At 70.0% G+C, this 23999-nt stretch carries 22 protein-coding genes and 1 tRNA gene; 11 read left to right on the top strand and 12 right to left on the bottom strand.

Annotated elements, in window-relative coordinates:
- Positions 1-91 precede the first annotated feature (91 nt).
- Positions 92-1198: a bile acid:sodium symporter family protein gene (locus ACGFRB_RS14890; protein WP_393243159.1), complete on the top strand. Its 1107-nt coding sequence runs from the start codon at positions 92-94 to the stop codon at positions 1196-1198.
- 90 nt (positions 1199-1288) lie between these two features.
- On the opposite strand, the gene fdhD is transcribed toward ACGFRB_RS14890, so the two are convergent.
- On the bottom strand, positions 1289-2137 hold the full coding sequence (fdhD, locus tag ACGFRB_RS14895) for a formate dehydrogenase accessory sulfurtransferase FdhD (RefSeq protein WP_393243161.1): 849 nt from the start codon (positions 2135-2137) through the stop codon (positions 1289-1291).
- A 261-nt stretch (positions 2138-2398) separates the two neighbouring features.
- On the opposite strand from fdhD, the gene ACGFRB_RS14900 reads away from it, so the two are divergent.
- The 4 genes from ACGFRB_RS14900 (at position 2399) to ACGFRB_RS14915 (ending at position 5498) form a co-directional block, all read left to right on the top strand.
- Positions 2399-3355 (top strand): beta-ketoacyl-ACP synthase III, encoded by a 957-nt coding sequence (locus tag ACGFRB_RS14900; RefSeq protein WP_393243647.1) that lies wholly within the window; start codon positions 2399-2401, stop codon positions 3353-3355.
- A gap of 196 nt (positions 3356-3551) precedes the next feature.
- Positions 3552-4301: a hypothetical protein gene (locus tag ACGFRB_RS14905; protein WP_393243163.1), complete on the top strand. Its 750-nt coding sequence runs from the start codon at positions 3552-3554 to the stop codon at positions 4299-4301.
- Positions 4302-4457: 156 nt separating this feature from the next.
- A complete protein-coding gene (locus tag ACGFRB_RS14910) occupies positions 4458-5135 on the top strand; it encodes a class F sortase (protein ID WP_393243165.1) in 678 nt (225 codons plus the stop codon).
- A gap of 275 nt (positions 5136-5410) precedes the next feature.
- Positions 5411-5498 (top strand) — tRNA-Leu (locus ACGFRB_RS14915).
- Between the two features lie 88 nt (positions 5499-5586).
- Here the strand turns inward: ACGFRB_RS14915 and ACGFRB_RS14920 are convergent.
- The gene (locus tag ACGFRB_RS14920) at positions 5587-6864 is read right to left on the bottom strand and encodes a tyrosine-type recombinase/integrase (protein WP_393243167.1); all 1278 of its coding nucleotides are present in this window, start codon (positions 6862-6864) and stop codon (positions 5587-5589) included.
- 41 nt (positions 6865-6905) lie between these two features.
- Positions 6906-7463, bottom strand: a complete 558-nt coding sequence (locus ACGFRB_RS14925; protein WP_393243169.1) for a hypothetical protein — start codon at positions 7461-7463, stop codon at positions 6906-6908.
- Between the two features lie 138 nt (positions 7464-7601).
- On the opposite strand from ACGFRB_RS14925, the gene ACGFRB_RS14930 reads away from it, so the two are divergent.
- The 3 genes from ACGFRB_RS14930 to ACGFRB_RS14940 all read left to right on the top strand — a co-directional run bounded on the left by ACGFRB_RS14930 (position 7602) and on the right by ACGFRB_RS14940 (position 10236).
- The gene (locus tag ACGFRB_RS14930) at positions 7602-7784 is read left to right on the top strand and encodes a helix-turn-helix domain-containing protein (RefSeq protein ID WP_393243171.1); all 183 of its coding nucleotides are present in this window, start codon (positions 7602-7604) and stop codon (positions 7782-7784) included.
- Positions 7785-7885: 101 nt separating this feature from the next.
- Entirely contained in the window at positions 7886-8260 is a 375-nt protein-coding gene (locus ACGFRB_RS14935) for a hypothetical protein (protein ID WP_393243173.1), read from the top strand.
- Positions 8261-9402: 1142 nt separating this feature from the next.
- Positions 9403-10236, top strand: coding sequence for a recombinase family protein (locus ACGFRB_RS14940; RefSeq protein ID WP_393243175.1), 834 nt, complete (start codon positions 9403-9405; stop codon positions 10234-10236).
- 21 nt (positions 10237-10257) lie between these two features.
- Here the strand turns inward: ACGFRB_RS14940 and ACGFRB_RS14945 are convergent, their stop codons facing one another.
- The 5 genes from ACGFRB_RS14945 to ACGFRB_RS14965 all read right to left on the bottom strand — a co-directional run bounded on the left by ACGFRB_RS14945 (position 10258) and on the right by ACGFRB_RS14965 (position 13734).
- Positions 10258-11112, bottom strand: coding sequence for a hypothetical protein (locus tag ACGFRB_RS14945; protein WP_393243177.1), 855 nt, complete (start codon positions 11110-11112; stop codon positions 10258-10260).
- Entirely contained in the window at positions 11093-11998 is a 906-nt protein-coding gene (locus ACGFRB_RS14950; protein WP_393243179.1) for an aldo/keto reductase, read from the bottom strand. The genes ACGFRB_RS14945 and ACGFRB_RS14950 overlap by 20 nt, the downstream gene beginning before the upstream one ends.
- The gene (locus ACGFRB_RS14955) at positions 11995-13182 is read right to left on the bottom strand and encodes a cupin domain-containing protein (RefSeq protein WP_393243181.1); all 1188 of its coding nucleotides are present in this window, start codon (positions 13180-13182) and stop codon (positions 11995-11997) included. The genes ACGFRB_RS14950 and ACGFRB_RS14955 overlap by 4 nt, the downstream gene beginning before the upstream one ends.
- Before the next feature lie 14 nt (positions 13183-13196).
- Complete coding sequence (locus ACGFRB_RS14960) at positions 13197-13334, bottom strand: hypothetical protein (protein ID WP_393243182.1); 138 nt, start codon at positions 13332-13334, stop codon at positions 13197-13199.
- Between the two features lie 127 nt (positions 13335-13461).
- The gene (locus ACGFRB_RS14965; protein WP_393243184.1) at positions 13462-13734 is read right to left on the bottom strand and encodes a hypothetical protein; all 273 of its coding nucleotides are present in this window, start codon (positions 13732-13734) and stop codon (positions 13462-13464) included.
- A 154-nt stretch (positions 13735-13888) separates the two neighbouring features.
- On the opposite strand from ACGFRB_RS14965, the gene ACGFRB_RS14970 reads away from it, so the two are divergent.
- Together ACGFRB_RS14970 and ACGFRB_RS14975 are read left to right on the top strand one after the other, a co-directional pair.
- A complete protein-coding gene (locus ACGFRB_RS14970; RefSeq protein ID WP_393243186.1) occupies positions 13889-15142 on the top strand; it encodes a helix-turn-helix transcriptional regulator in 1254 nt (417 codons plus the stop codon).
- Positions 15143-15156: 14 nt separating this feature from the next.
- Positions 15157-15516, top strand: coding sequence for a hypothetical protein (locus tag ACGFRB_RS14975; RefSeq protein WP_393243188.1), 360 nt, complete (start codon positions 15157-15159; stop codon positions 15514-15516).
- A gap of 326 nt (positions 15517-15842) precedes the next feature.
- Here the strand turns inward: ACGFRB_RS14975 and ACGFRB_RS14980 are convergent, their stop codons facing one another.
- From ACGFRB_RS14980 to ACGFRB_RS14995, 4 genes are all read right to left on the bottom strand, one after another.
- Positions 15843-17072 (bottom strand): cytochrome P450, encoded by a 1230-nt coding sequence (locus ACGFRB_RS14980; protein ID WP_393243190.1) that lies wholly within the window; start codon positions 17070-17072, stop codon positions 15843-15845.
- A 278-nt stretch (positions 17073-17350) separates the two neighbouring features.
- Positions 17351-18802, bottom strand: a complete 1452-nt coding sequence (locus tag ACGFRB_RS14985; protein ID WP_393243192.1) for an MFS transporter — start codon at positions 18800-18802, stop codon at positions 17351-17353.
- A gap of 143 nt (positions 18803-18945) precedes the next feature.
- Positions 18946-20481, bottom strand: coding sequence for an aldehyde dehydrogenase family protein (locus ACGFRB_RS14990; protein ID WP_393243194.1), 1536 nt, complete (start codon positions 20479-20481; stop codon positions 18946-18948).
- 606 nt (positions 20482-21087) lie between these two features.
- The gene (locus ACGFRB_RS14995) at positions 21088-22281 is read right to left on the bottom strand and encodes an aminotransferase class V-fold PLP-dependent enzyme (protein WP_393243196.1); all 1194 of its coding nucleotides are present in this window, start codon (positions 22279-22281) and stop codon (positions 21088-21090) included.
- A gap of 249 nt (positions 22282-22530) precedes the next feature.
- On the opposite strand from ACGFRB_RS14995, the gene lat reads away from it, so the two are divergent.
- Positions 22531-23898, top strand: coding sequence for an L-lysine 6-transaminase (gene lat / locus ACGFRB_RS15000; protein WP_393243197.1), 1368 nt, complete (start codon positions 22531-22533; stop codon positions 23896-23898).
- Positions 23899-23999 lie beyond the last annotated feature (101 nt).

The following is a 23999-nucleotide window of genomic DNA, read 5'->3' on the forward strand; positions in this document are numbered from 1 at the left end:
CGCGAGCAGCGCGCGTTATCGCGATGCGTGATGACAGTCAGTGTGCTGTGCGGGTTTCCCGATCTCCGGGCCGTCGACCAGGATGGACGCCATGACCTCCCCCACCTCCCGCACGGCTGCCGGGCGCCGCCGGTCCCTGCTGCCGGCCTGGCTGCCGGTCGATCCGTACATCCTGGCGCTGCTCGGTACGGTCGGACTCGCCGCCCTGCTGCCCGCCTCCGGGACGGCGGCGACGGTCGCGGGCGGGGCCTCGACGGGGGCGGTCGCGCTGCTCTTCTTCCTCTACGGGGCGCGGCTGTCCACCCGGGAGGCGACGGACGGACTGCGCCACTGGCGGCTCCATCTCGCCGTGCTGGCCAGTACGTTCCTGGTCTTCCCGGTACTCGGGATCGCGGCGCGCGGACTCGTACCGACGGTCCTCACGCCCGATCTGTACAACGGTCTGCTCTTCCTCTGCCTGGTGCCGTCCACCATCCAGTCGTCGATCGCCTTCACCTCGATCGCCCGGGGCAACGTGCCCGCCGCGATCTGCGCGGGCTCCTTCTCCTCCCTGGCCGGCATGGCCCTCACCCCGCTGCTCGCGGCCCTGCTGCTGGGACACGGCGCGGGCGGCTTCTCCGCCGACTCGCTGATGAGGATCGCGCTCCAGCTCCTCGTCCCGTTCCTGGCCGGGCAGCTGCTGCGGCGCTGGGTCGGCGGATTCATCGACCGGCACCGGAAGGTGCTCGGGTACGTCGACCGGGGCTCGATTCTGCTGGTCGTCTACACGGCCTTCAGCGAGGGCATGAACCGGGGCGTCTGGCAGCTGGTCACCCCCGCCCGGCTCGGCCTGCTGCTCGCCGTGGAAGCGGTGCTCCTCGCGGTGATGCTGGCGCTGACCTGGTACGGGGCGGGGCGGCTCGGCTTCGGGCGAGAGGACCGGATCGCGATCCAGTTCGCCGGGTCCAAGAAGAGCCTGGCGGCCGGACTGCCCATGGCCAGCGTTCTCTTCGGTGCGCAGGCGTCGCTCGCGGTGCTGCCGCTGATGCTCTTCCACCAGATGCAGCTCATGGTCTGCGCCGTGCTGGCCCGCCGCCGGTCCCGCGACCCGGAGGCGGACGGGGCGGCATCGACCGGGACGGCACCGACCGTTACGGCTTCGAAGGGAGCGGCTTCGATCGAGGCGGGGACGGTCGGGACCGTTGGGGCGGACGCCTGAGCGTCTCAGCCCGGGCCAGGCCCGTCCGCTCGCCCGTCCGTTCGACGGTCCGAGTGGCGGGCCGAGCGGCGGTCCTGCCCGGCCCGCTCCTCAGCGGGTCGCGGCGATCGCGTCCAGATCGATCCGGCGCTCACCCGCATACACGTTCATGTCCTGCCCGCGCAGGAAGCCGACCAGGGTCAGCCCCGTCTCCGCCGCCAGGTCCACCGCGAGCGAGGACGGCGCCGACACCGCCGCCAGCACCGGAATCCCCGCCATCACCGCCTTCTGCGCCAGCTCGAACGAGGCCCGCCCCGACACCAGCAGCACCGCCCGCGCCAGCGGCAGCCGCCCCTCCGTGAGCGCCCGCCCCACCACCTTGTCCACGGCGTTGTGCCGGCCCACGTCCTCGCGTACGTCGAGCAGCTCGCCGTCCTCCGAGAACAGCGCCGCCGCGTGCAGCCCGCCGGTCCGGTCGAAGACCCGCTGCGCCTCTCGCAGCCGGTCCGGCAGCGCGGCCAGCAGGGCGGGCGACAGCCGCAGCGGGGGAGTGTCGGCGATCGGGAAACGGGCCGTGGTGCGCACCGCGTCCAGGCTCGCCTTGCCGCACAGACCGCACGACGAGGTGGTGTAGACGTTCCGCTCCAGGGTGATGTCGGGGACCGGTACGTCCGGCGCGAGCCGTACGTCCACCACGTTGTACGTATTGGTGCCGTCGTCCTTCGCCCCGGCGCAGTACACGATGTTCCGTACGTCCGAGGCGGCCGCGAGCACACCCTCGCTCACCAGGAACCCCGCCGCCAGCGCGAAGTCGTCGCCGGGAGTCCGCATGGTGATCGCGATCGGCCGGCCGTTGAGCCGGATCTCCAGCGGCTCCTCCGCGACCAGGGTGTCCGGCCGGGTGCTCACCACCCCGCCACGGACGCGTATGACCCGCCGTCGTTCGGTGACCCGTCCCATGTGATCGCCCGCCCTTCCCCGCCGCTGACCTCGGATGGCCCGGCCGTCCCGGCCCGACCGGTCCATTCTCCCTTGTCAGCGCCGCACAGCCGGTTCGAGGGAATCTTGGTGGTTCACCCCACTTGTTACCCGTCGGTCGCTCGCGAGACTGGGAGGCCTTCCGCGGATGCGAACCGGCGGAAACCCGTACGCATTCCGCACCAGCGCACCAGCGCACCACCGAACCACCGGAGGATCCCGGGCATGACGGGTACAACGGGCATGACGGGCACTCGCATCGCCGCACTCGGGCACCACCAGCCCGCCAAGGTGCTCACCAACGACGACCTGGCCGCGCTCGTCGACACCAGCGACGCGTGGATCACCAGCCGGGTCGGCATCCGTACCCGGCACGTGGCCGGGCCCGACGAGCCGGTCGACGCACTCGCCGCGCACGCCGCCGCGAAGGCCCTCGCCGCCGCCGGACGGGCACCCGACGACGTCGACCTGGTGCTCGTGGCCACCTCCACCGCCATCGACCGCTCGCCCAACACGGCCGCCCGGGTCGCCGCCCGGCTCGGCATGACCTCGCCCGCCACCATGGACCTCAACGTGGTCTGCGCCGGCTTCACCCACGCCCTCGCCACCGCCGACCACGCGATCCGGGCCGGTGGCGCCCGCCGCGTCCTCGTCATCGGCGCCGACAAGATGACCGACGTCACGGACTGGACCGACCGCACCACCTGCGTGCTCGTCGGCGACGGCGCGGGCGCCGCAGTCGTCGAGGCCTGCGAGGCGCCGGCGGACGGCGGTCTCGCGGCCATCGGCCCCGTCCTGTGGGGCTCGGTCCCCGAGATGGGCCACGCCGTACGCATCGAGGGCACCCCGCCCCGCTTCGCCCAGGAGGGCCAAGCCGTCTACCGCTGGGCCACCCACCGGCTGCCCGCTCTCGCCCGCGAGACGTGCGCCCGTTCCGGGATCGCCCCGGAGGACCTGGCCGGGGTCGTCCTCCACCAGGCCAACCTGCGCATCGTCGAACCGCTCGCCGCGCGCATCGGCGCGGTCAACGCGGTCGTCGCCCGCGACGTCGTCGACTCGGGCAACACCTCCGCCGCCTCGGTCCCGCTGGCCCTGGCGAAGCTGGTCGAGCGCGGCGAACTCCCCACCGGTGCGCCGGTCCTGCTGTTCGCCTTCGGCGGCAACCTCTCCTACGCGGGCCAGGTCGTCCGGGTGCCGTAGCCGCGAGAGAGGCGCTCGGGGAAGAGGGTCGGGAAGGGCCCGGGGTGCGTCCGGGGGGCGAGGCTTGGGCCGTTCGGCGGTGCCCGGTGGCGAGAGGCCCGGGGCGGACCTAGCTTCGATCGCGGCGAGGCCTTTCTCCCGGCCTTTCCGCGGAAACGCTCCGCCGCCCGCCCCTCGCGTGATCTGGAGGACCGTCATGCGCGTGATACGTGCCGCAACGTCCGCAGCCCTGCTCGCCGTCGCCCCCATGGCCGCCCTCCTCCTGACGGCACCCGCCGCCACGGCGGACGACACCGGCCCCGGGGGAGGCTTCCCGAGGGAGAACGGCGGCTTCACCGGCGGCTTCCCGAAGCCGGAGGGCAGCGGACACGGCAGTGGTTCGTTCGCTTTCTCCGTCACTCCCCGGCAGGTCGCTCCCGGCGGCACCGTCACCCTCAAGGCGGACGGATGCCGGGCGCCGGTGGTGAACGTCGAGTCCGACGCCTTCGACTCGCTCACCCTGCGGGACGGGCGGCCGGGCACCGCCCGCGTCGATCCCGGCCTCAAGCACGGCGAGCGGTTCGAGGTGACCTTCGACTGCAAGGGCGAACGCGGCAGCACCACCCTCACGGTCGTCGGGGGCGGTGGCCACGACCAGCCGGGCCGCGACCACGGTCACGAGCCGGGGCGTGACCACGGCCGGGACTACGGCCGTGACCATGGGCGCGACCACGGTGGAGACCATGAGCACGAGTGGATGGGCGGCCGCGACCACGAGGGCCGCCCGCCGTTCGACGCCCACAAGGGCGTGAACGCCGGCTTCGGCAGCGTCTCCGGCGACAGCGCCTCCGACGGCGGTCCCGCCGGACTCGGCACCGCCGCGGCGGTCGCGGGTGGCGTCCTGATCGCCGGCGCGCTGGGCGCGGCCGTCGTCCTGACGCGCCGCCGCGAGCGCACCGAGGGCTGAGGGAAGCCTCCGAAGACAGCCCCTTCTTCCCGGTATGACGAGGACCGGGGAGGAGGGGCGCCGTATTCCGTACGGTCCGCCGGACCGGCCTCCGTTCGGAACCGACCGGATAGGACCGCTGGAACAGACCGGGACAGATCAAGGAGAGGGCTTCACGTGTACGGGCAGAGCGACCAGAGCGGCCGGAGCGGGCCGGGCCTGCGCGGTGCCTGGGGCGCCGTCGCCGTCGTCTTCCTCATCGGTGTGCACCTTCTCCGCGGCGGCCTGACGGACGAGCCCGCCGACGGGCCCCCGCGCCCCGCCCCCGCCGCGGCACCCTTGCCCGCCCGGGCCGGGGTCGCCGCCTCGCGCGCCGCCCCTCCGGCTCCCGCCCCGCTGCCGGCCGCTCCGCCCGTCCGGGTGCGGGTCCCGGCGGTCGGCGTCGACGCCCCGGTGGCCCGGGTCGGCCTGGAAGCCGACGGCCGGATCGCCGCCCCGCCCCCGGACGACCGCAACCTCGCCGGCTGGTTCACCGGCTCGGTCACCCCCGGCGCACGCGGCACCGCCGTGGTCGTCGGCCACGTCGACACCGCCGAGGGCCACGCCGTCTTCTACGACCTCGGCGCGCTCACCAAGGGGCAGCCGATCGAGATCACCCGCGCCGACGGACGCACCGCGGTCTTCACCGTGTACGGCGTCGAACTCGTCCCGAAGGACCGTTTCCCCGCCGAGCGGGTCTACGGCTCCACCGGCGCCCCGGAGCTGCGTCTCATCACCTGCGGTGGTCCGTACGCCGAGGGTGGCGGCTATGCGGACAACGTGGTCGTCTCGGCCCGCCTCGCCGAGGTCCGCTGACCCGCCCCTCTCGCGGGGCGGCGCTGATGCGCGTACCCCTGGTCTCGCAGGCCTCGCGTACCCCCTGCACCCGTACGACCCACGCGCCGACCCGCGCGCCTCCCGCACCTCGTACGCACCGTGCGCGTCCGGCAACCCTCCGTGCATCCGCCCCCCGACCCCCTGCTGACCACGGAAAACGCTGGTGAAACCCACCTCGAACCCCTGATAGAGTTATCCATGTCGCCGCGGGAAACACTCCGAAAGCAAGACAGGCGACACCAGCAGTACACCCCGTCCGGGTGGCGGAATGGCAGACGCGCTAGCTTGAGGTGCTAGTGCCCTTTATCGGGCGTGGGGGTTCAAGTCCCCCCTCGGACACCAGCAGAGACCCCAGTTCATCTGGGGTTTTTCTGTTTCTCCGGCTGTGGCGTGACCAACCACGTGACCAACAGTCGGGCGAACTTCCTGGTCAGACCAGGGATGACAGGCCGAGACGGCTGGCGCTGGAAGCGGCCAGCTTCTTCGCTCCTTCGGCGCGTCGCCTGCCGTAGCGCGCCATGGTGTAGCCCGGTGAGTGGTGCCGGGCGTTGGCCGAGACCTCTACCGGGTTCTCGTGGTTGTCGAGATCGTTCGTGATCTTCGACGCCCGCCAGTCGTGCAGCCGGAAGGTGTCCGGCAGGTGCAGACGGCTGCGTGCCGTCCGCCAGCGGGCCGACACCTTCTCGGGATCCTGGGGTCCGCCTGCCTCGCCCCGGTACAGCTTGAAGCCGTCGCGGGCGAACACGAGGTCGTGGTCCACCCAGAGATCTCCGAGGCGTTCCCGCTCCGCGTCCTGACGTTCCCTCTGCCACTTGAGGACGTTCATCACGGCTTGGTCCACGTAGATGATCGCGTTGTCGTCTCCGTCCTTCGTCAGCTTGCGCAGCCGGTAGGTGTTGCCTTCCTCGACCACGACCCAGGCCAGTTCGATGGCGCACTCGTCCCAGTGGACGAGCGACCACTTCCACCCCAGCACTTCGCTGCGTCGGCACGAGGTGGCCGCGTAGGCGGTCCACAGCGGGGCGTCCCGAAGACAGTGGTGGGTCAGCCCGCCATCGCATGCCTTGTTGCCGCACGGCTGCCAGATCTCTTTGAGGAAGTGCGCCGTCTCGTGGTCGTTGAGGGTGGGGAAGTCCGGCTGTGCCGCCTTGATCTGCCGTTCGGTCGGCGGGTTGGCGGTGTGGGCCGGGTTGACCGCGAGGAGCTTCCTCGGTCCGGTCACCGAGTCCAGCGCCGCCGAGACGATGTTGTGGATGTGGCGGACGCTCTTGGGGCCGAGCGGCTTGTTCCCGTTCGCCTCGATGGGCGCGGCCTCCAGGAACCGGTACAGCTCGTCCAGCCGCTCGTCCGTCACCTCCACCACCTTGACCTTGCCGAGGTGCGGCTTGATGTGCAGCCGGATTTTCGGCTCGTACCCCTCCCTCGTGGTGCCCTCACCTCGGTGCTTGGCCAGCCACCCGTCCATGAGCTGCCCCATCGTCATGTCGGAGCGGGGTGTGAGGGTGCCTGCCTCGTGGTCGGTGTGCCACTTGCGCAGCGCCCGTTCCGCCTCGGTCTTGTTCTTGTACTCCCGGCCTATCCAGTAGCGCTCCCTCTTGCCTGTCGCGGGGTTGAAGTGCAGGGGCGTACGCACGCCCCAGGTGTTCGGCCGACCCGTGCGCGGGATCTCCACCGGAGTCCCGCCGAGCCCGTTACCGCGCTTTGCCACCCGGTCAGTTCCCCCTCGTTCCGTGCCAGCCGTTACGGCTGTCATTCCTGTTCGGCATCGATCCCCTTCAGCGTTTCGACTGCCTTGTCCGTGAGCTGTCCGCCGGCCTTGCCTTCGACCTTGGTCAGGAAGCCACGCTGCCGCGCCGCTCGCAGGTGACCCTTCAACGTGGCCTGCTTGGTCCCGGTCAGCTCTTCCAGGAGCGGCACGGGTGCCCGGTGGCCGAGGTCGACAGCTCTCACGTAGAGCGCCGAGACGACGGCCAGGTACTCATCCGTGATGCGGCCGGGCAGGTCTTTCAGAACGCTCGTGAGGGCGTACATCTCGGCCGCCGCGAGCTTCTCCCGGTTGCGCTCCCGTGCCTCCCCGGGAGGGGGCGCAGAGGTGTTGATCTGCCGGAGCACCGTGGTGGTGATTCCCCGCGCGATCTCCTGCGGATCGCCGTCGGACGCTGGCTCGATGGTGATTTCCAGAGGGCCCCCGCTATCGATGTGGCCAGCAGGTCGATACATGGTCACGTTCCAAGGTCCGATCCGCTGCATGACAGCCAGGCCCAGGCGGAACGGATCACCTTCGGGCTTGATCTCTTCACTGGTCATGGGGGGAACCTACGGGAATGCGCCAGACCAGGCAAGTCCAGATGTGACGCATCCGGGTTTGACGGAACCAGACTGATAGCTCAGGATGGGCAACCCCGAGGGGAACCCTGCCCTTCACCACCCGAGGAGTCTCGTCCTTTGGAGAACACCCGCCTGATGAGCGTCACCGACCTTGCCGAGTACCTGGGCGTGACGCCCGCGTGGGTCTACAACAACCACCGAACCCTGAACATCCCCGCCTTCAAGATCGGCGGCCACCTGCGCTTCCGCCCCACCGACGTGGACCGCTGGATCGAGCGGGACTGCCGATCTGTCGCCTGATGGCGACGGCCACCCACCACCTCAAGAAAGGGGGCGCATGTCCCGCCGTTCGGCGGGGGCCACTGGCGCACCCAGCGCCACGCTGAAAGGGGATTACCAACGTGGGACGTACGCCGTTCCAGTTCGAAGGCGACTTCGCCGCCGTGTCTCAGGAGGAGTACAAGCGGCGGGCGAGAGACCCGCGCTTCGAATACCGCCACCGCGTCGAGTACGCGGCCATGGGGTGGGCGAACCAGATCGGGCACGCCGAGTTCCCGCCGGGGGAGCTGAATAAGATCCTGGCCGACAAGGACGGCGTGGTGCCGAGCAAGGACGCGGTGAACAACCACGTGCGCCGAGCCAAACAGTGGGACCTTATAGAGCCGGAGTCGAACCGCCGATGCCTCGTGCTGCCGGAGTGCCGCTTCCAGAAGGGCATCGGGGACAGGACGTGCGATGAGCACGGCATCCGACCGGCCAAGCACTTCAGGCTCTAATCGACACGCGATGCGTGTCGGTCGACCTGGGCAGCGACACGGGAGATCTGTCGATCGGTGGCTCAACGACAGGCGCCCTGTGTCGCTGCAACGTTGTGACCTGGGGTGATGTGTCGTTCCTTCTTATTCTCTCTTGGTAGGTCTTGAAGTGCGCCATAGAGGACATGCGCAGGGCGGCCCCGAAGGGGGCCGGCAACATGAAGCCCCTTACGTAGGTACGTTCAGCGGCGAAGGGCTAAGCAGTCGTGGCGGCCTCCGGCCGCACAACGGAAAGTCGCTTCGACAAGGCGGCCCCGAAGGGGCCGACAGCGCGAGACCACTTACGTACTCGCGTGCAGTGGCGAGGAGAAGCGGGGCGCGGCAGCGCCCCCACAACGGCAAGCGCGACGGCGAAGAGGTAAGCCGAAGGGGCGGCCTCTGGCCGCACATCAGGAAGCCCGCTTCGACAAAGTGGCCCCCGAAGGGGGCCGACAGAAGCAAGTCAGGAAGCGTCAGGTGGGGCGCTGCCGCGCCCCCATAGAGCGAAGCCCCTTCGGCTCACGACAAGGCCGGGGGCCGCTCACGCGGCCACAGAGTGAAGCCGCTTACGGCAAGCCAAGAAGGCTTCATTCTTATGCAGGCCCTGAGCCTCACGGGGGCGCGGAACAGCCCTTCTACCTGCGGTTTTCCTGGTTCTCCCCACCTCGCCGCCGCTTCAACGGGGTCTGGAACCGTGGCGGATTCCGAGCTGCCAAGACGTGGCGGTCGGCGGTTTTGCCTCCAGGGGGTCATACCCCCACCCCTCGCCGCCGCCCCCTTGGACCGTGCCTCACCCTCTCCTTCGCCGCTGACTGACTCGGCCATGCGGCGTGGCGAGAGAACGGCTGTGCGGCTCTACCTGAGGCCGACAGGCCGCATGGCTCACGAGGAGATGAGGGCGATGCGCCCGGCCGTCAGGCAGGCGCACAGCGCCTTGCCGCTCAAGGCGATGAGCGCGAGCACCAGGACCACGAGCAAGGCGTCTCATAAACCTTCGATAGTGAGACGGTCCGTCACCGTCCGGGCCGTGTCCGTTTCGCCCTCACTCCAACGTCTCGAAACCCGTCTCAAAAGATCTGTCTAGCGACTGGCTTTCGAGACACGTTTATGAGACTGTCTCGATCATGACCACGAACACCCCGGCCGATCAGGTCGAGCGTCACCCCTGCCCGAAGTGCGAAGCCCCCGCCGGTAGCCCCTGCCGGACGGGAGCGGGCAAGGTGGCGGCGAACTACCACACGGGCCGCTTCGCCCTCGTGCCCGCGCTCAAGGCGGAACTGACCGTGAAGACCCCCGCCGACCGCAACCCCGGCAAGACGTGGACGCAAGGCGCACCCGCAGTACAGGCACCCGAGGTAACGCCGGGCGCGGCAATACGGATCGGCTACGCCCGTTGCTCCACGGTCGGGCAGGAACTCCAGTCCCAGTTGGACATGCTTGCCCGTGCCGACTGCCACCGCGTCTTCTCGGAGAAGATCAGCACTCGGGTGAAGGAGCGGCCGGAGCTGGAGAAGGCGTTGGCCCTGGCGCGGGAGATCAAGACGGCCGCCCCGAACCAGCCGGTCATCCTCACGGTGGTGGAGATGAAGCGCCTTGCCCGCAACGCGGCGGAACTCATGACGTTGTCCTCCGCCCTCCAGGCGGACGGCATCCAGTTGGAACTTCTCTCCGGGCCCCTTCAGGGGGTGTACGACCCGAACGGGGCGGGTGCCATCGTGTTCGCTGTCCTGGCCGTGGCCGCCGAGGTCGAGCGCGAGGGCATCCGGGAGAAGACGTTGGAGGGGCTGGACGCTGCGGCCCGCAAGGGCAACCACGGCGGACGCCCCTCCGTCGTGGACGACGACAAGCTAGCCGTAGCCCGCGCCCGGCACGCCAAGGGGGAGAGCGTCACGGCCATTGCCAAGGCCCTGGGAATCTCCCGAGCCACCTTGTACCGGCACATCGGAGAGAGCGCCTGAGACAGGCATATAGGGGCGCAGTCAGGCGCTCACCTCGGAGTGCACCGGGACGGGCGGGCGCACTCCGGTGAGCGCCTCTGCACGGGCCACGAGGTGGGGTGCAAGGTCGGGGTACCAGCCACGGGCTACGGCTTGCAGCATCTCGGCCAGGGCTGCCAGTTCCCCGATTCGGCCGGCAGGGGTGTCGAGGACCGGCGCGAACTCCTTGCGGATGCGGGCGGCTACGTCGGGAACAAGCAGGCTGTTGGCGTGGAGGAGACCCGCGTCATAGCCGAAGGGCACCCGTCCCCACCGCTCCCAGTCCAGCAGGCGCAGGGGCGCGGCGGTGAGGTTGCCCCAGTGCAGGTCGCCGTGACCGGTCACCCGCTCCACGTTGGCGGGGGCAGGGACGCCGAGGAACTGGGGGAAGGCGCGTTCGATCCACCCGTCCCGGACGGTCGTCTTCGTCCCGTCCGCTTCAGAGAGCAGGGCAAGGGCCCGGCGAAGGTCGGCCCACCACTCGTCAGGCAACCCCGGGGCGTGGTCGATGTCGGCCCGATCCGGAGACACCACGGGTTGCGTGACATAGTCCAGGACTTCCGCCTCGAAAGCCCACTCGCCGTCAGTCCAGTCGTGCACCCCGTGCAGGCGGGGGCGGGGGACTCCATCGGGAACCGACTCGGAAGCGCCGACGATGCCCTCTCCCCGTTTCCTGCCCGCGTTCCTCGCCGCCGTCCGGCTCACCCGCAGCCACCGGTCTCCAGCTCGGCGTCCGAGGGTGACACCGAGGAAGCCCCAGGCCAGGGGCCCCGCGCAGGTGAGCCCCAGAGCCTTGGCCGCCCTGTCATGGGCGGCCTCCATCAGGGCCTGTACCTCCTCATTCTGAGGCGAGTTCATTCGTCACCTTCCTGAGTTCCTGGGCCGTCAGCGGCGTAGCCAGAACCTTGGCCATATCGTCCCAGTGCTCACGGGTGCTCGCGGAAGTCAGGACGACATCGAGGCCAGGGCACGAGCCAGCGGCCAGCAGGGCAGCGGCTGCGGCCGACAGGCCGGGGCGAATGAGGTTCACCAGTTCGGGTGTCATGGCATCGAGCAGGACCCCGCCGTGCAAAGGGGCGGAGCCGAACGTGAGGAGGCCTGCGTCCTTCGCCTGCGCCAACGGCCCGCCGCCGTTCAGGGCCTGTCTGATCGGGGTGTCCATGATCAGACTGACGGGCATCTGCAAGCCCGCGAAGTGGTGCTCTTCTGAACCCGCCGCCTGCCCGGCGAGCGTGAGCAACTCGGGAACGGTGAACGCTTCGGAGGTCAGACCCGACCAGGTGGCGACGCCGTACCCGCCGATCCGGCCCGCATGTACGAACTCTTCCAGCACCGCGAAGGCTTCCCGGATAAGCCCATGCGGAGCGGCACGGTCAAGGCTCTGGTCGTGGTGCTCCGGGTTGTGTACGAAGACCAGGTCCAGGCGGCCGAGCGCGACCAACGAGCGCTCCGTCTGCCAGCGGACGAAGCTCCGGTCAAGGCTGTGCCTTCCGGCCGCCCCTTCCTTGGTGAGCACGCCGTCAGCCAGGGCGGCGCGGCCCTGCTCCTCCGTGAAGAACCCCGTCTTCGTGGCCACCCGTACGGCCGGACATTCCCTGAGGACCGGACGCAACTCCTCATGCGCCCGCCCCTGGGCGTAGTTGGGGGCTGTGTCCACCCAGGGACTACCGGCAGCCAGGGCGGTGCGTGCCGCCTGTCCGACGGCACGCACACGGTGTGTCCCCAGGGACAGTGCGGCGGTCACAGCGCCGTCCCCACCACTGCGGCAACATGGCCGTCGATGAGGACGGAGACCAGTCCGGCCACCTCCTCGACCTCCAGCCCGGCCGAGTCGGCCATCTCGCCGAGCGTGGTCGGCTTGTTGGTCAGCAACGTGCCCAGCGCGGGCGCGGCGGACTCGGCGAAGTCCCACGCGGTACCGGCCGCCGAGAAGGTGACCGTGCCCTCTTTCGGGTTCGCCGTCAAGCGCCCCCTCGGAGCGGTCAGCTTGACCGTGATGTCCCGCTGGGCGGGGAGTCCGCCCACGTAGGGCAGGGACGGAATCGCGTGACCCAGGTCCGTCGTGTCGATCGACTCCGCCCACCGCTCCACGAGGCACGGGTCCGCCGTCACGTCGGCCACCTCACGGCGCACGGCGTCAATGAAGTCCGACTGTTCCGCCAGCAAGCCGAAGCGCGGAATGTCCCTGCGCAGCGCGAGGGACGCCCGGAGCTGATCGACGACCCACAGCATCAGGTCAGCGCCCGTGTGCGGGACCATGCCGAACGTCAGGTGAAGGGATTCCGTCCCCTGGTCAGCGGTGACCGCGTGCCACCAACCGCGCGGCAGGTAGAGCACGTCACCCGGGGACAGAACGAGATCCGCCATCGGGTCGCCCTCCGGCTCCTCCGGCGACTCCACGTCCCGGAAGGTGGGCGCCTCACGGGTCATCCCCCACAGGCGCCACCGCTTCGAGCCGTGCAGTTGGACCACCACCACATCATGGTCATCCCAGTGCCGGCCGAAGCCTTCCCGCTCGGTCCACGAGGCGTACACGTTGGCCTGCACGGAAGTTCCGAGGAAGCGTTCCAGCCCCTCGGCAGCCGCCCCCACAGCGGGGTGGATCTTCTCCACGGCATCGAGCACCAGCGACGCCCCGTCTCTGAGCTGGGCGTGGAAGTCGGACGGCTGGATGCGGGACCAGGTGACCGCTCGGCGGTTCGTGGTCGGGATCGCGTAGCGGTGGAGCGGGACCATCTCGCCGTCCGCCGACAGGCGCAGTCGAGGCGGCTCCAGCCGCTGAGTGGCAATGATCCGGTTCAGGTCGTCCCAGGAGAACAGGCCCGCCGTGTCGGCGGCGCCGGGGAAGTATGCGTAGGAGCGGTGGTACGTCTGGGCGAGGAACGTGTCCCCGCCCAGACGCCCCGCCCACGAGGCTGCGTCAAGCACCGTGGGCGCTCCCGTCAGTCGTTGCCGTCGGAACGGCCACTGGTAACGTCAGACTCCTGCTCGGCACGGGTGCGTGCGGCCACGATCTTCCGCTTCGCGACGAGCAGGCCACCCCCCTCGGGGGCCACCGAACCGGTGTTCTCTTCGACCATCGGACTACCTCTCTCTTTTCGGGGACTCCCGCCAGGGCTCGGGCGGGAAGACTGGGAGGGGCAGCAGCCAGTCAGGCCGCTGCCGCGTCGCAACGAATCCGGCAGGGAAGCGGGGCCAAGCCGCGCATCACTCCGTCTTCTGCTCCACCGTGACGGGACGCAGAGCGCCGGCGGACAGCGACCCGTGACCGGAGTGCCGGGCGCAGCCGCAGGGCGGGTACAGGACCGGGTTGGAGAGGATGACGACCGGGTCTCCCTCCTTCACGCTGGTGCCCCGTTCCCAGGTGCGGCCCGAGTCACGGGAGACCCGAAGCGTCATGAGGACGCGCCGCTCGACGCCCAGGTCCGGGGTCGGCCCGGAGCTGTAGTCACCGCCGCCCATCTCGTTCTGCGCTGCCATTTCCGTACCTTCCGCAGGTTCATCACCGGCCCCGTTTGCGACAACTCCAAGAAAACCGGAGGGAGTCCAAGCACTCCACGGCATCCATGCGGCAGGCTTGTGGCAGATCCGTGCACGCGAATGCCGCACGTTCAGGTCAGTGGAAGGGGCCGTCATGGGACTGGCGGAACGGCGCAAGGCCCTGGGCTACAGTCAGGAGAAGTTGGCCGAGACACTCGGAGTGGACCGCACCACGGTCGGGCGCTGGGAAAGCGGCAGGATCAAGCCTCAGCCGCCCCAGCGACGGGGCTTGGCCATCGCCCTCGAAGTCACTCTCGCCGAGCTTGACGTCCTCCTGGAGCAGCCACAAGCAGCCAGCCAGGAGGCCACGGGGCACCAGGCCAGTGACCGCCCAGGCACGGGAGACCCCGACGAAATGATCCGCCGCGAATTTCTCCGCATCCTCACCGTCAGTGGAGCCTTGGCCGCTCTGCCGCTGGACGAAGCCGAGGTTCTCACCGAGGGAGTACGCAGAGGAGCACCCGCCGACTTCTCCCGGATGAACGGCCACCTCTGGCAGGTCTACCAACTGGCCCGCTCCAAGGGCTCCGTTTACCCCATCGTCCGTGACCAGCTCTCGACACTGAACGAAGCCCTGGGGGACACCCGAGGCAACTCCCGCCCGCTCCTGAACGCGGCGGCCGACCTCTTCCAGCTCGCCGGAGAAGTCGCCTTCGACGCCAACCGGTACGCCGACGCGGCGGCGGCGTACTCCCTGGCGGCATCCGTCAGCAAGGACGCGGGGGCCTTCGACCTGTGGGCCTGTGCCCTCGTGCGGCACGCCTACGTAGACGTGTACGAGCACCGGCACCGAGAAGCGGCCCAGATCCTCGGGGCGGCGGAAGGACTGGCCCGGCGGGGAGACAGCAACCTGGCCACCCGGCACTGGGTCGCTGCGGTCCAGGCCGAGGCGTACGCCGGCATGGGCGACCTGACCGCCTGCGAGCGCGCACTGGACGAGGCCGAGCGCGTGCTGGAGCTGACCATCAACAGCGTCAACGGGGGCTGGCTGCGTTTCGATGGCACGCGCTTGGCCGAAGAGCGGGGAGCCCGCTACGTACAGCTCGGCCGCCTCGACCTGGCGGAAGAGACCCTCAAGAAGGCACTCGCCCAGACCGCCCTCGCCTCCGGACAGTCGTACCGGCGGAGGGGAGCGGTCCTGACCGACCTTGCCGCTGTCGGGGCGAAGCGCCGTGACCCCGAACAGGTCGTCGCGTACGGACGGGAAGCCATCCGGTTGGCCCAAGCATCATCGTCCGGGTACGTCGCCCGTAGACTCCGTGCCCTGTGCGATGAGTTCGGCCCCCTGAGCAGGGACCGTCGGGTAGCGGAGCTGGGGGCGGAGATCGCCACATTGAGCACGTCGTGACGAGAGGGGATGGCATGTCGCAGGTCGAAGGCGCACGGGTGTTCCGGGAAGCCTGGATCGAAGGAGTGCACCGCCACTTCCCCGGGGAGCCGAAGCCCGGGTACGTCACGCCCTGGGATGACACCCCGCAGTGGGAGCGTGACGCCGCAGGCGCCGTCTACGAACAGGTTCGCCAGTTCATCGAGGTCAGTGGCGGTCACGCGTCCAAGCTCTCTCGGGAGCAGAAGGGCCGGTTCGTCGCGACGTGCTGGACGGCGCAGATGTTCAAGCACTTCGAGAGCCCCAAGCCGGGGTATGTCGCTGACTGGCCGGGCCTTCCGGCGTGGCAGCAGGAGACGGACGCCGATATCTTCGAGGTCATCGAAAAGTCCTGATCAGGGCCAGGGCCCGAGGGTTGGTCATGTGACCAACGCATGACCAACAGGGGCCCGAGAGGTCCTGAAACAGCAGGAAAGAACAGGAGAAACGCCCGTCGAAATGAAGCCTGTCGACGGGCGTTTCCCCAGGTCAGAGTGGGTGGAGGCTGGTGCCCGAGTGGAGAGTTCAAGTCCCCCCTCGGACACCAACGAAAGACCCCAGCCTAGCTGGGGTCTTCGTGCGTTAAGGGGCGCTTGGCGTCACGACGCTGCGGCGCCCGTGTCCCGTGGTTGCCGGGCCGTCGGACCGCGGGCCGCCGGGCTTCGGCCGGGACGGTGGGCGGTCAGGCGGTCGTCGCGGGGGTGAACAGCACCGGCAGGCTCACGGTGCCTCGGGTGAAGAGGCCCGTTTCAGCCGGGGTGAAGCCTTCGGCCAGGCGGGCGTCGGGCATGGCGTCCAGCAGCTGGGCGACACCGGTCTCGACCTCCGCCTTGGCGAGCAGCGCGCCGACGCAGAAGTGCCGGCCGAGGGCGAAGGCGACGTGGTCGGCGGCGGCGGAGAAGGCGGTCGAGATCGTCAGGTCGTCGCGGAAGATGTCGAAGCGGTCGGGATCGCGGTAGCGGCTCTCGTCGCGGTTGGCCGCGCCGATCAGGCAGTTGACGGTCGCGCCGGCCGGTACGGTGCCGCCGCTGAGCTCCACCTCGGTCGCCGACTGCCGCATGATCATCTGGACCGGCGGGGTGTACCGCAGGGTCTCGGCGAAGGCCCGCGGGATCAGGTCGTGGTCCGCGCGGACGGCGGCGAGCTGGTCGGGGTGGCGCAGCAGGTTCAGGAAGATGCCGGAGACCGCCTTGTCGGTGGTCTCGCCGCCCGCGGTGAGCAGCAGGCTGCAGAACGCGTCGATGTCCTCGTCGCTCATCCGTACCCCGTCGATCTCCGCGGCGCAGAGCGTGGACAGCAGATCCTCGCCCAGGTTCTCGCGGCGCTCCCGGATGATCGGCAGCATGTACGCGGAGAACTCGGCGCGGGTCCGCTTTCCCGTCTCGGCCACCTCCGGGTCCGCGGAGAGGTTGCCAAGGAAGGCGACGATCGAGGTGTACCAGCGGTGGAAGCGGGCGTGGTCCGCCTTGTCGAGGCCCAGCATGTCGACGATCACGTTGATCGGGAAGCGGGTGGCGAACCGGTCCACCAGGTCGACGGAGCCGGACTCCCGGAAGGTGTCGATCAGTTCGCGTGCGTTGCGCTCGATGACGGGGCGGAACTTCTCGCGGAGATCCGCACCCCGGAAGGCGGGGGCGACGAGCGCGCGGCGTACGGCGTGCTCGCGGCCGCTGAGCTGGATGATCGTCTTGCCGTGGACGGGCTCGGCCTGCCACACGTAGTTGTCGGTGGTGAACTCGCCGCGCTTGTCCTTGAAGACCCGCTCGACGTCCTCGTAGCGCGAGACGAGGTAACTTCGCGTGGCCTCATGCCAGATGAGGGGCGCGGTGTCGCGCATCCGGCGGTACACGGGGTAGGGGTCCGCGGCGAACTCGGGCGAGAGGATGTCGGGCACCTGTTCCGCAGTGGGCATGGGGGCTCCCTCGATGTCGGTGAGGTTCCTCTGACGCGAATGGCGTGAACGAGCGACGACTGGTCTATGGAACAAGGTAAGTGATGTCCCGTCAGTCGAAACAGTCGACGTATCCGGCAATCGGAGAACGTCTCGCATGCTCGCCTGCCCCGCCGCCTTTCCTCTCATCATCGGTCTCGCGGGGATGGTCTGCCACTGGAGCTGCTCGCCGGTGGCGCGGGTATGCCGTCAGTGACAGACGGCCGGGGACCGGCGGCCGGGCGAGCTTTCGGGTCGGCTCACTGGACGTTTCGCGGGTCGCGGCGGTCCTCCGCAGACGGGCCGGTCTCCACCGGGCGCCGGCGTCCCGCCAGGTGCTGGGCGGGCAGCAGGGGGGCGAGCGCCGCGAGCGCGAGGAGTATGACGGCGATGCCGCGGAACGCGCGTTGGTAGCTGTCCGCGAGCACCGCGGGTGCGTCGGTGGCGTGCGTCGCGGTGAGGGTGAGCAGAACGGCGAGGCCGAATGCCCCGCCGAACTGCCGGGTCGTGTTCAGCAGCCCGGAGACGGCGCCGGCGTCGGCGGACGCGACCCCGTTGGTGATGGTGGTGCTCACCGGGGTACCGACCAGGCCGGTGCCGAACGAGACCAGGACCGCCGGGCCGAGGATGCCGGTGCCGTACCCGCTGCTCGGGGTGATGCCGCTCTGCCACAGGAAACCCCCGGCGGCGATCAGCGCACCGGTGGCGATCAGGATCCGGGGCTGGACGAACCGCATCAGCCGCGGGGTCAGGAACAGCCCGACCAGCAGCATCACCACCGTGTGCGGCAGGAACCCGAGGCCCGTCTGTACGGCGCTGTAGTGGAGGACGTCCTGCATGGTCAGGGTCAGGAAGTACCACATGGGTATGTGGAAGCACGCGCCCCCCAGCAGCATCGCCAGGTTGCCCCGGCTCACTCCCGGCAGCCTGAACAGGCGCGGTGGTATGAGGGGTTGCGGGGCCAGTTTCGTCTCGACGGCCACGAAGGCGGCGAGCGCGGCGGTCCCGCCGAGGAGGGGCAGCGCGGTCGCGAGGTCGGTCCAGGCGTGGGTGTGGGCCTGCGCGATGCCGAAGGTGAGCATGATCAGGGCGACCGTGGCCAGCACCGCCCCGGGCACATCGAGCCGGACGCCATGCGCGGAGGTGTCCCGCCGGGTGAGGAACCGGGCGGCGACGAGGATCACGGGTACCCCCAGAGGGACGTTGACCAGCAGGATCGACCGCCAGGTCAGGTACTCGGTCAGTACGCCGCCGAAGAGGTTTCCCGAGGCGCCGCCCGCCAGACCCAGCGCCGTCCAGATCGTGAACGCCCGGGTGCGCAGCGGGCCCTCGGGGAACGTGGTGGTGAGCATGGTCAGGGCGAGCGGGGCGAGCGCGGCGGCGGCGACCCCCTGCGCGGCGCGCGCCGCGATCAGTACCGCCGGGACGGTCGCGAGGCCGCCGACCAGACTGGCGGCGGTGAACGCCGTCAGCGCGCTGACGAACACCCGCTTGTGCCCGCAGAGATCGGCCAGCCTGCCGCCCAGCAGCAGCAGGCCGGCGAAGGCCAGCGTGTAGCCGCTGACCACCCATTGCAGGTTCGCCGGGGCGAAACCGAGATCCCGCTGGATCGACGGCAACGCCACGGTGATCACCGAGATGTCGAATATGACGATGAACTGGGCCGCGCACGCCAACGCGAGCGTGGTCGTGGCTGTCGTTTCGCGACGCATGTGTCCCCACCCCTCCGGCCCAGACAGTGCTGAGCGATGGCCTTGCTGCTGCCTGAACGACCGTTCGACCCTCGCTCTGGGGCCCTGGGCCCCTGGGCCTGGGCCTGGGTCGCCCCCCTGCCCGGCCCAGGCCCCGTCCGTTCCTACTGGGAGAAGTCCACGCCCTGGGCCAGTGCCACCCGCCCGGAGTAGTTCACGGTGTTGGTCGCGCGGCGCATGTACACCCGCCAGGCGTCGGAGCCGGACTCGCGGCCCCCGCCCGTCTCCTTCTCGCCGCCGAACGCGCCGCCGATCTCCGCACCCGAGGTGCCGATGTTGACGTTGACGATGCCGCAGTCCGCGCCGTCGGCGGCCAGGAAACGTTCCGCCTCGCTCTGGTCGGCGGTGAAGATGCCGGAGGACAGCCCCTGCGGCACGTCGTTGTGCAGCCGGATCGCCTCGTCGAGGTCGCGGTAGGTGAGGACGTACAGGATGGGCGCGAAGGTCTCTTCCCGTACGACGGCGGTCTGCGCGGGCATCCGGACGAGGGCGGGCCGGACGTAGAAGGCGTCCGGTGCCGCGTCCGACAGCGCCCGCTCGCCGCCGGCGCACAGGGTGCCGCCGTCCTGGACCGCGCGGTCGAGCGACTCGCGCATCCTGTCGTAGGAGGCCTCGTTCACGAGGGGGCCGACCAGGGTGGCGTCCTGGAAGGGGTCGCCGACGGGGAGCCGGCGGTAGGCGGCGGTGAGCCGCTCGACGAGGGTGTCCGCGACATCGGCGTGCACGATCAGCCGGCGGAGCGTGGTGCACCGCTGGCCGGCCGTGCCCGCCGCGGCGAACACCGCCGCGTTGACGGTGAGATCGAGGTCCGCCGACGGGGTCACCACGGCGGCGTTGTTCCCGCCGAGCTCCAGGATGCTGCGACCGAACCGGGCGGCCACGCGCGGGCCGACCGCGCGGCCCATCCGGGTCGAGCCGGTGGCGCTGACCAGCGGCACCAGCGGGGAGTCCACGAGCCGCTCGCCGATCTCCGCGGCGCCGAGAACGACCTGGTTGAGGTGCGCCGGGGCACCGGTCTCCGCCACCGCGCGGTCCAGGAGGGCGGCACAGGCCAGCGCGGTCAGCGGGGTGAGTTCGGACGGCTTCCAGACCACGGTGTCACCGCAGACGAGGGCGACCGTGGCGTTCCACGCCCATACGGCGACCGGGAAGTTGAACGCGGAGATCACGCCGACCACGCCCAGGGGGTGCCAAGTCTCCATCAGCCGGTGGCCGGGGCGTTCGGAGGGCATCGTCCGGCCGTAGAGCTGCCGGGACAGGCCCACCGCGAAGTCGCAGATGTCGATCATCTCCTGCACTTCGCCGAGTGCCTCGGAGCGGATCTTGCCGGCCTCGACGGTGACCAGGTCGGCCAGATGCTGCTTGTGTTCGGTGAGCAGCTCGCCGAACCGCTTGACCAGCGCGCCCCGCACCGGTGCCGGAGTGGTCCGCCATTCCAGGAACGCCGCGTGCGCGGCCTCGACGGCCTGGTCGACCTCCGCGGGGGTGTGGGCGCGCAGGCCGAAGAGGGCGGCGCCGGTGACCGGCGTCCGGGCGGTGAGCGCGTCGCCCTTGACCGCGCCGAGTTCGACTCCGCAGCGCGCGAGGGCGTGCTCCGCCTTCGCCTGGACGTCGTGGGTGCTGCTGACTGCTGTGACCATGGAGACTCCTTGTAGAGCGTTTCGGGACCGGTTCGCTCCGGCACCCCGTTCCCGTTCTTGCTGTCGTCCGTTGCTGTCTCGCTGTCTCGCTGTCATGCGTCGGCGAGGGTTCGTTCGTTCCGTTCGTGGCTCCGGTGGCTCCGGCGGTTCGATGTCCGGCGGTACGGGCGGCCTCGGCCCGCCGCCGGAGCGGTTGGGGCCGGCCGTACCTCCGTACCTCTCGCGATACCGCCGTGTCCCCTGTTCCCTGACGTCGCCCGCTTCCCGCGGACTTCTCCCGGAACGGCGATCATTCTTTGAACCTTGAAATATTCGATGTGCGGCCGAGTCGATACGCGAGGAACTCGGCGGGTCGGATGATCGACGCGGTCACCGTACCAGCGGCATCACCTTTCGAATAGATTCGGGGGAGGCGATCACCATGGTTTCGGGGCGGAATGTCGAATGCGTCGGCCATATTTCATCGGTCCCGTCCAGGTGGCGGTGAGGGGTTGTCCGGATCCCACTCCGTTAATGTCGTGGAAATCGGGCGGGTGGCCTGACGGGTCCGTGGTGCCGAGGCGGTGGACGACGCCGTGGTGAAGTGCCGGAACGGGTGCACCGCACTCAGCCCGCCAGGAGATCCTTCAGGGCGTCCGCCAGGTGATCGATTTCCTCTTCGGTGGTGTAGAAATTCGCCGATATTCGCAGGAGTGGCCCGTTCGGTCCATCGGACGCGGCGGTCTCGATCCGGAAACGTTCCCAGAGGCCCTGGCGCACCTCGTCCGCTCGTACGGTCGCGGGCAGGTGAAATGCCGCCATTCCACCGGACAGGGATGACGGTTTTGGGGTAGCCGGTCTCAGCCCCAGCCCGTCGGTCAGGCGTCGGCGGGCGTGATCGGCCAGCTCGCGCCTGCGGGCGCGGATCCTGTCGTGGCCCAGTCCGGCCTGGAAGCCGATCGCCTCCGGCACGGTCAGCCAGGGGCACAGGTCGCGGGTGCCCTCGCACTCCAGCCGGCGCAGCCGGGGGGTGCTGCCGAACCGGTCGCGCCGGTCCGGATCGCTTCCCGGCGGCGGCTCGTAGGCCCAGCTCACCTGCGCCGGCTCCAGGTCGCCCGCCCGCCCCGGGCCGATGTGGAGGAAGCCGACCCCAGTGGGAGCGAGGAGCCATTTGTGCCCGCTGCCCACATAGAAGTCGCACGGGATGTGGGCCAGGTCCAGATCGACGTACCCGGGCGCGTGGGCGCCGTCGATCACCGTGACGATCCCGCGCCGGCGGGCCTCCTCGCACAGCTCCCGGACCGGCAGGATCAGGCCGGTCGCCGACAGTACGTGGCTGAGGAAGAGGACTCGCGTCCGCGGCCCCAGCGTGGCGACGACGGCGTCGACGATCTCCGCGGGGCTCTCGGGCATCTCCGGCAGCGGGAACGTCCTGACCGACAGGCCCTGCCGCCGGGCCGTGCGCTCCCAGCACCAGCGCATCGGCGGGTACTCGTGGTCGGTCATCAGGATCTCGCCAGGGGCGAGCGGGGGCAGCGATGTCGCCACCAGATTGACGGCCCCGGTGACGTTGGTGGTGAACGCGAGCCGGTGCGGGTCGCCTCCCACGAAGCCGGCGAGGCTCTCGCGCGCCTGCCACAGCCGTCCGGGGACCTCGCGCAGCAGGAAGTCCATCGGCGCGTGGGCGAGGCGGGCGCGCAGCCCGGTGACGTGGTCGAAGACGGCGCGCGGGAGCGGGCCCGCGGAGCCGGTGTTGAGGTTGACGGCGGTGGGGTCGAGCAGCATACGGCGACGGGCATCGCCCCAGTCGGAACAGGCCATTTCGTGATCTCCCGAACACTCGAAGAAATACCGGGACCGGCCAAGTCGGATTGCCGCGCCGGACAATATCAGTCGTCGCGTGATCGTGGAGATCCAATGCCCCGGATGATCCCGAAGACAATGTGGAGAGAAGCATGAGAGAGGTCGGGGAGGGGGTGAAGACGAGTGCCGATTAGCATCGGTCCGCGAATGTGGAATTCGCCGCCGCGGAAAGCCGGGTCGGCATTGCCTCTACAGGAGTATTCGAATATGAGTGAACAGGGACATTTACCTGGGTCCGACCATTCCGGGACGGCGGATCTGTGCGCCGGGGACGTACGTGGCGCACTCCGTCCCCATGTGCTCGTGGATGGCTACGACATGGTGCTCGAGCTGTCCGAGAGCCAGGGCTCCTGGCTGGTCGACGGGGTGACCGGGGATCGCTATCTCGACCTTTTCTCTTTCTTCGCCTCGGCGCCGCTCGGCATCAATCCGCCCTGTATCACCGAAGATCCGGACTTCATGCGGGAACTCGCCGCCGCGGCCGTCAACAAGCCGTCCAACCCGGACATGTACACGGTTCCGTATGCCCGTTTCGTCCGGACATTCGCCCGGGTGCTCGGCGACCCAGCGCTGCCGCACCTGTTCTTCGTGGACGGCGGCGCGCTGGCCGTCGAGAACGCGCTCAAGGCCGCCTTCGACTGGAAGGCGCAGCGGCTGGGTCTCGACGAGCGGGCGGCGAACCGGCTCCAGGTGCTGCACCTGGAGCAGGCGTTCCACGGCCGCAGCGGCTACACCATGTCGCTGACCAACACCGACCCGGCGAAGACCGACCGTTTCCCCAAGTTCGACTGGCCGAGGATCCCGGCCCCCGCGCTGCTGCATCCGCTCGGCGAGCACGCGCGCGCCAACCAGGAGGCGGAAGAGCGTGCCCTGCGGGCCGCCGAGGACGCCTTCCGGGCCGCCGACGGCATGATCGCCTGCTTCATCGCCGAGCCGATCCAGGGCGAGGGCGGGGACAACCACCTCAGCGCCGGCTTCCTCCAGGCGATGCAGCGGCTGTGCCACGAGTACGACGCCCTGTTCGTCCTCGACGAGGTGCAGAGCGGCGGCGGGATCACCGGCACGCCCTGGACGTACCAGCAACTCGGCCTGCGGCCCGACCTGGTCGCCTTCGGCAAGAAGACCCAGGTGTGCGGGGTGATGGGCGGCGGCCGGATCGGCGAGGTCGCGGACCATGTCTTCGCCGTCTCCTCCCGGATCAGTTCGACCTGGGGCGGGAACCTCGCCGACATGGTCCGCGCCACCCGGATCCTGGAGACGATCGAGCACTCCGAACTCCTCGATTCCGTCGCGCGGCGCGGCAAGTACCTTCTCGACGGCCTGGAGGCCCTGGCCACCGAGTACCCGGCCGTCGTGAGCAACGCCCGCGGCCGCGGTCTGATGTGCGCGATCACCCTGCCGGACGCCGGGGTCCGCGACGACCTCCTGGGCCGGATGTACCGGGACCACCACGTCATCGCGCTGCCGTGCGGAGAGAGCGGCCTGCGTTTCCGCCCGCCGCTGACGATCACCGAGAGCGAGATCGACCTGGCGATCGAGGCGCTGGCCCGCAGCCTCGGGTCGCTCGCGGCCTGAGGGCGCCGCCCGCCACGGCGTACGACCCGCAGGGGCTGTCCGGCGGATCTCGGCCCAGGCCGTGCACCGCCGGCCGGCCCCTGGTCCAGCGCGTTCTCTGA

It is taken from the genome of Streptomyces sp. NPDC048718 (genome assembly GCF_043198875.1).
In the GTDB taxonomy this organism is placed as follows: domain Bacteria; phylum Actinomycetota; class Actinomycetes; order Streptomycetales; family Streptomycetaceae; genus Streptomyces.

Bases quoted from the DNA above. Each gene is read 5' to 3' on its own strand.
- ACGFRB_RS14890 (WP_393243159.1), top strand. From the start codon at position 92: ATGACCTCCCCCACCTCCCGCACGGCTGCCGGGCGCCGCCGGTCCCTG.
- fdhD (WP_393243161.1), bottom strand. From the start codon at position 2,137: ATGGGACGGGTCACCGAACGACGGCGGGTCATACGCGTCCGTGGCGGG.
- ACGFRB_RS14900 (WP_393243647.1), top strand. From the start codon at position 2,399: ATGACGGGCACTCGCATCGCCGCACTCGGGCACCACCAGCCCGCCAAG.
- ACGFRB_RS14905 (WP_393243163.1), top strand. From the start codon at position 3,552: ATGCGCGTGATACGTGCCGCAACGTCCGCAGCCCTGCTCGCCGTCGCC.
- ACGFRB_RS14925 (WP_393243169.1), bottom strand. From the start codon at position 7,463: ATGACCAGTGAAGAGATCAAGCCCGAAGGTGATCCGTTCCGCCTGGGC.
- ACGFRB_RS14940 (WP_393243175.1), top strand. From the start codon at position 9,403: ATGACCACGAACACCCCGGCCGATCAGGTCGAGCGTCACCCCTGCCCG.
- ACGFRB_RS14945 (WP_393243177.1), bottom strand. From the start codon at position 11,112: ATGAACTCGCCTCAGAATGAGGAGGTACAGGCCCTGATGGAGGCCGCC.
- ACGFRB_RS14960 (WP_393243182.1), bottom strand. From the start codon at position 13,334: ATGGTCGAAGAGAACACCGGTTCGGTGGCCCCCGAGGGGGGTGGCCTG.
- ACGFRB_RS14965 (WP_393243184.1), bottom strand. From the start codon at position 13,734: ATGGCAGCGCAGAACGAGATGGGCGGCGGTGACTACAGCTCCGGGCCG.
- ACGFRB_RS14970 (WP_393243186.1), top strand. From the start codon at position 13,889: ATGGGACTGGCGGAACGGCGCAAGGCCCTGGGCTACAGTCAGGAGAAG.
- ACGFRB_RS14975 (WP_393243188.1), top strand. From the start codon at position 15,157: ATGTCGCAGGTCGAAGGCGCACGGGTGTTCCGGGAAGCCTGGATCGAA.
- ACGFRB_RS14980 (WP_393243190.1), bottom strand. From the start codon at position 17,072: ATGCCCACTGCGGAACAGGTGCCCGACATCCTCTCGCCCGAGTTCGCC.
- ACGFRB_RS14985 (WP_393243192.1), bottom strand. From the start codon at position 18,802: ATGCGTCGCGAAACGACAGCCACGACCACGCTCGCGTTGGCGTGCGCG.
- ACGFRB_RS14990 (WP_393243194.1), bottom strand. From the start codon at position 20,481: ATGGTCACAGCAGTCAGCAGCACCCACGACGTCCAGGCGAAGGCGGAG.
- ACGFRB_RS14995 (WP_393243196.1), bottom strand. From the start codon at position 22,281: ATGGCCTGTTCCGACTGGGGCGATGCCCGTCGCCGTATGCTGCTCGAC.
- lat (WP_393243197.1), top strand. From the start codon at position 22,531: ATGAGTGAACAGGGACATTTACCTGGGTCCGACCATTCCGGGACGGCG.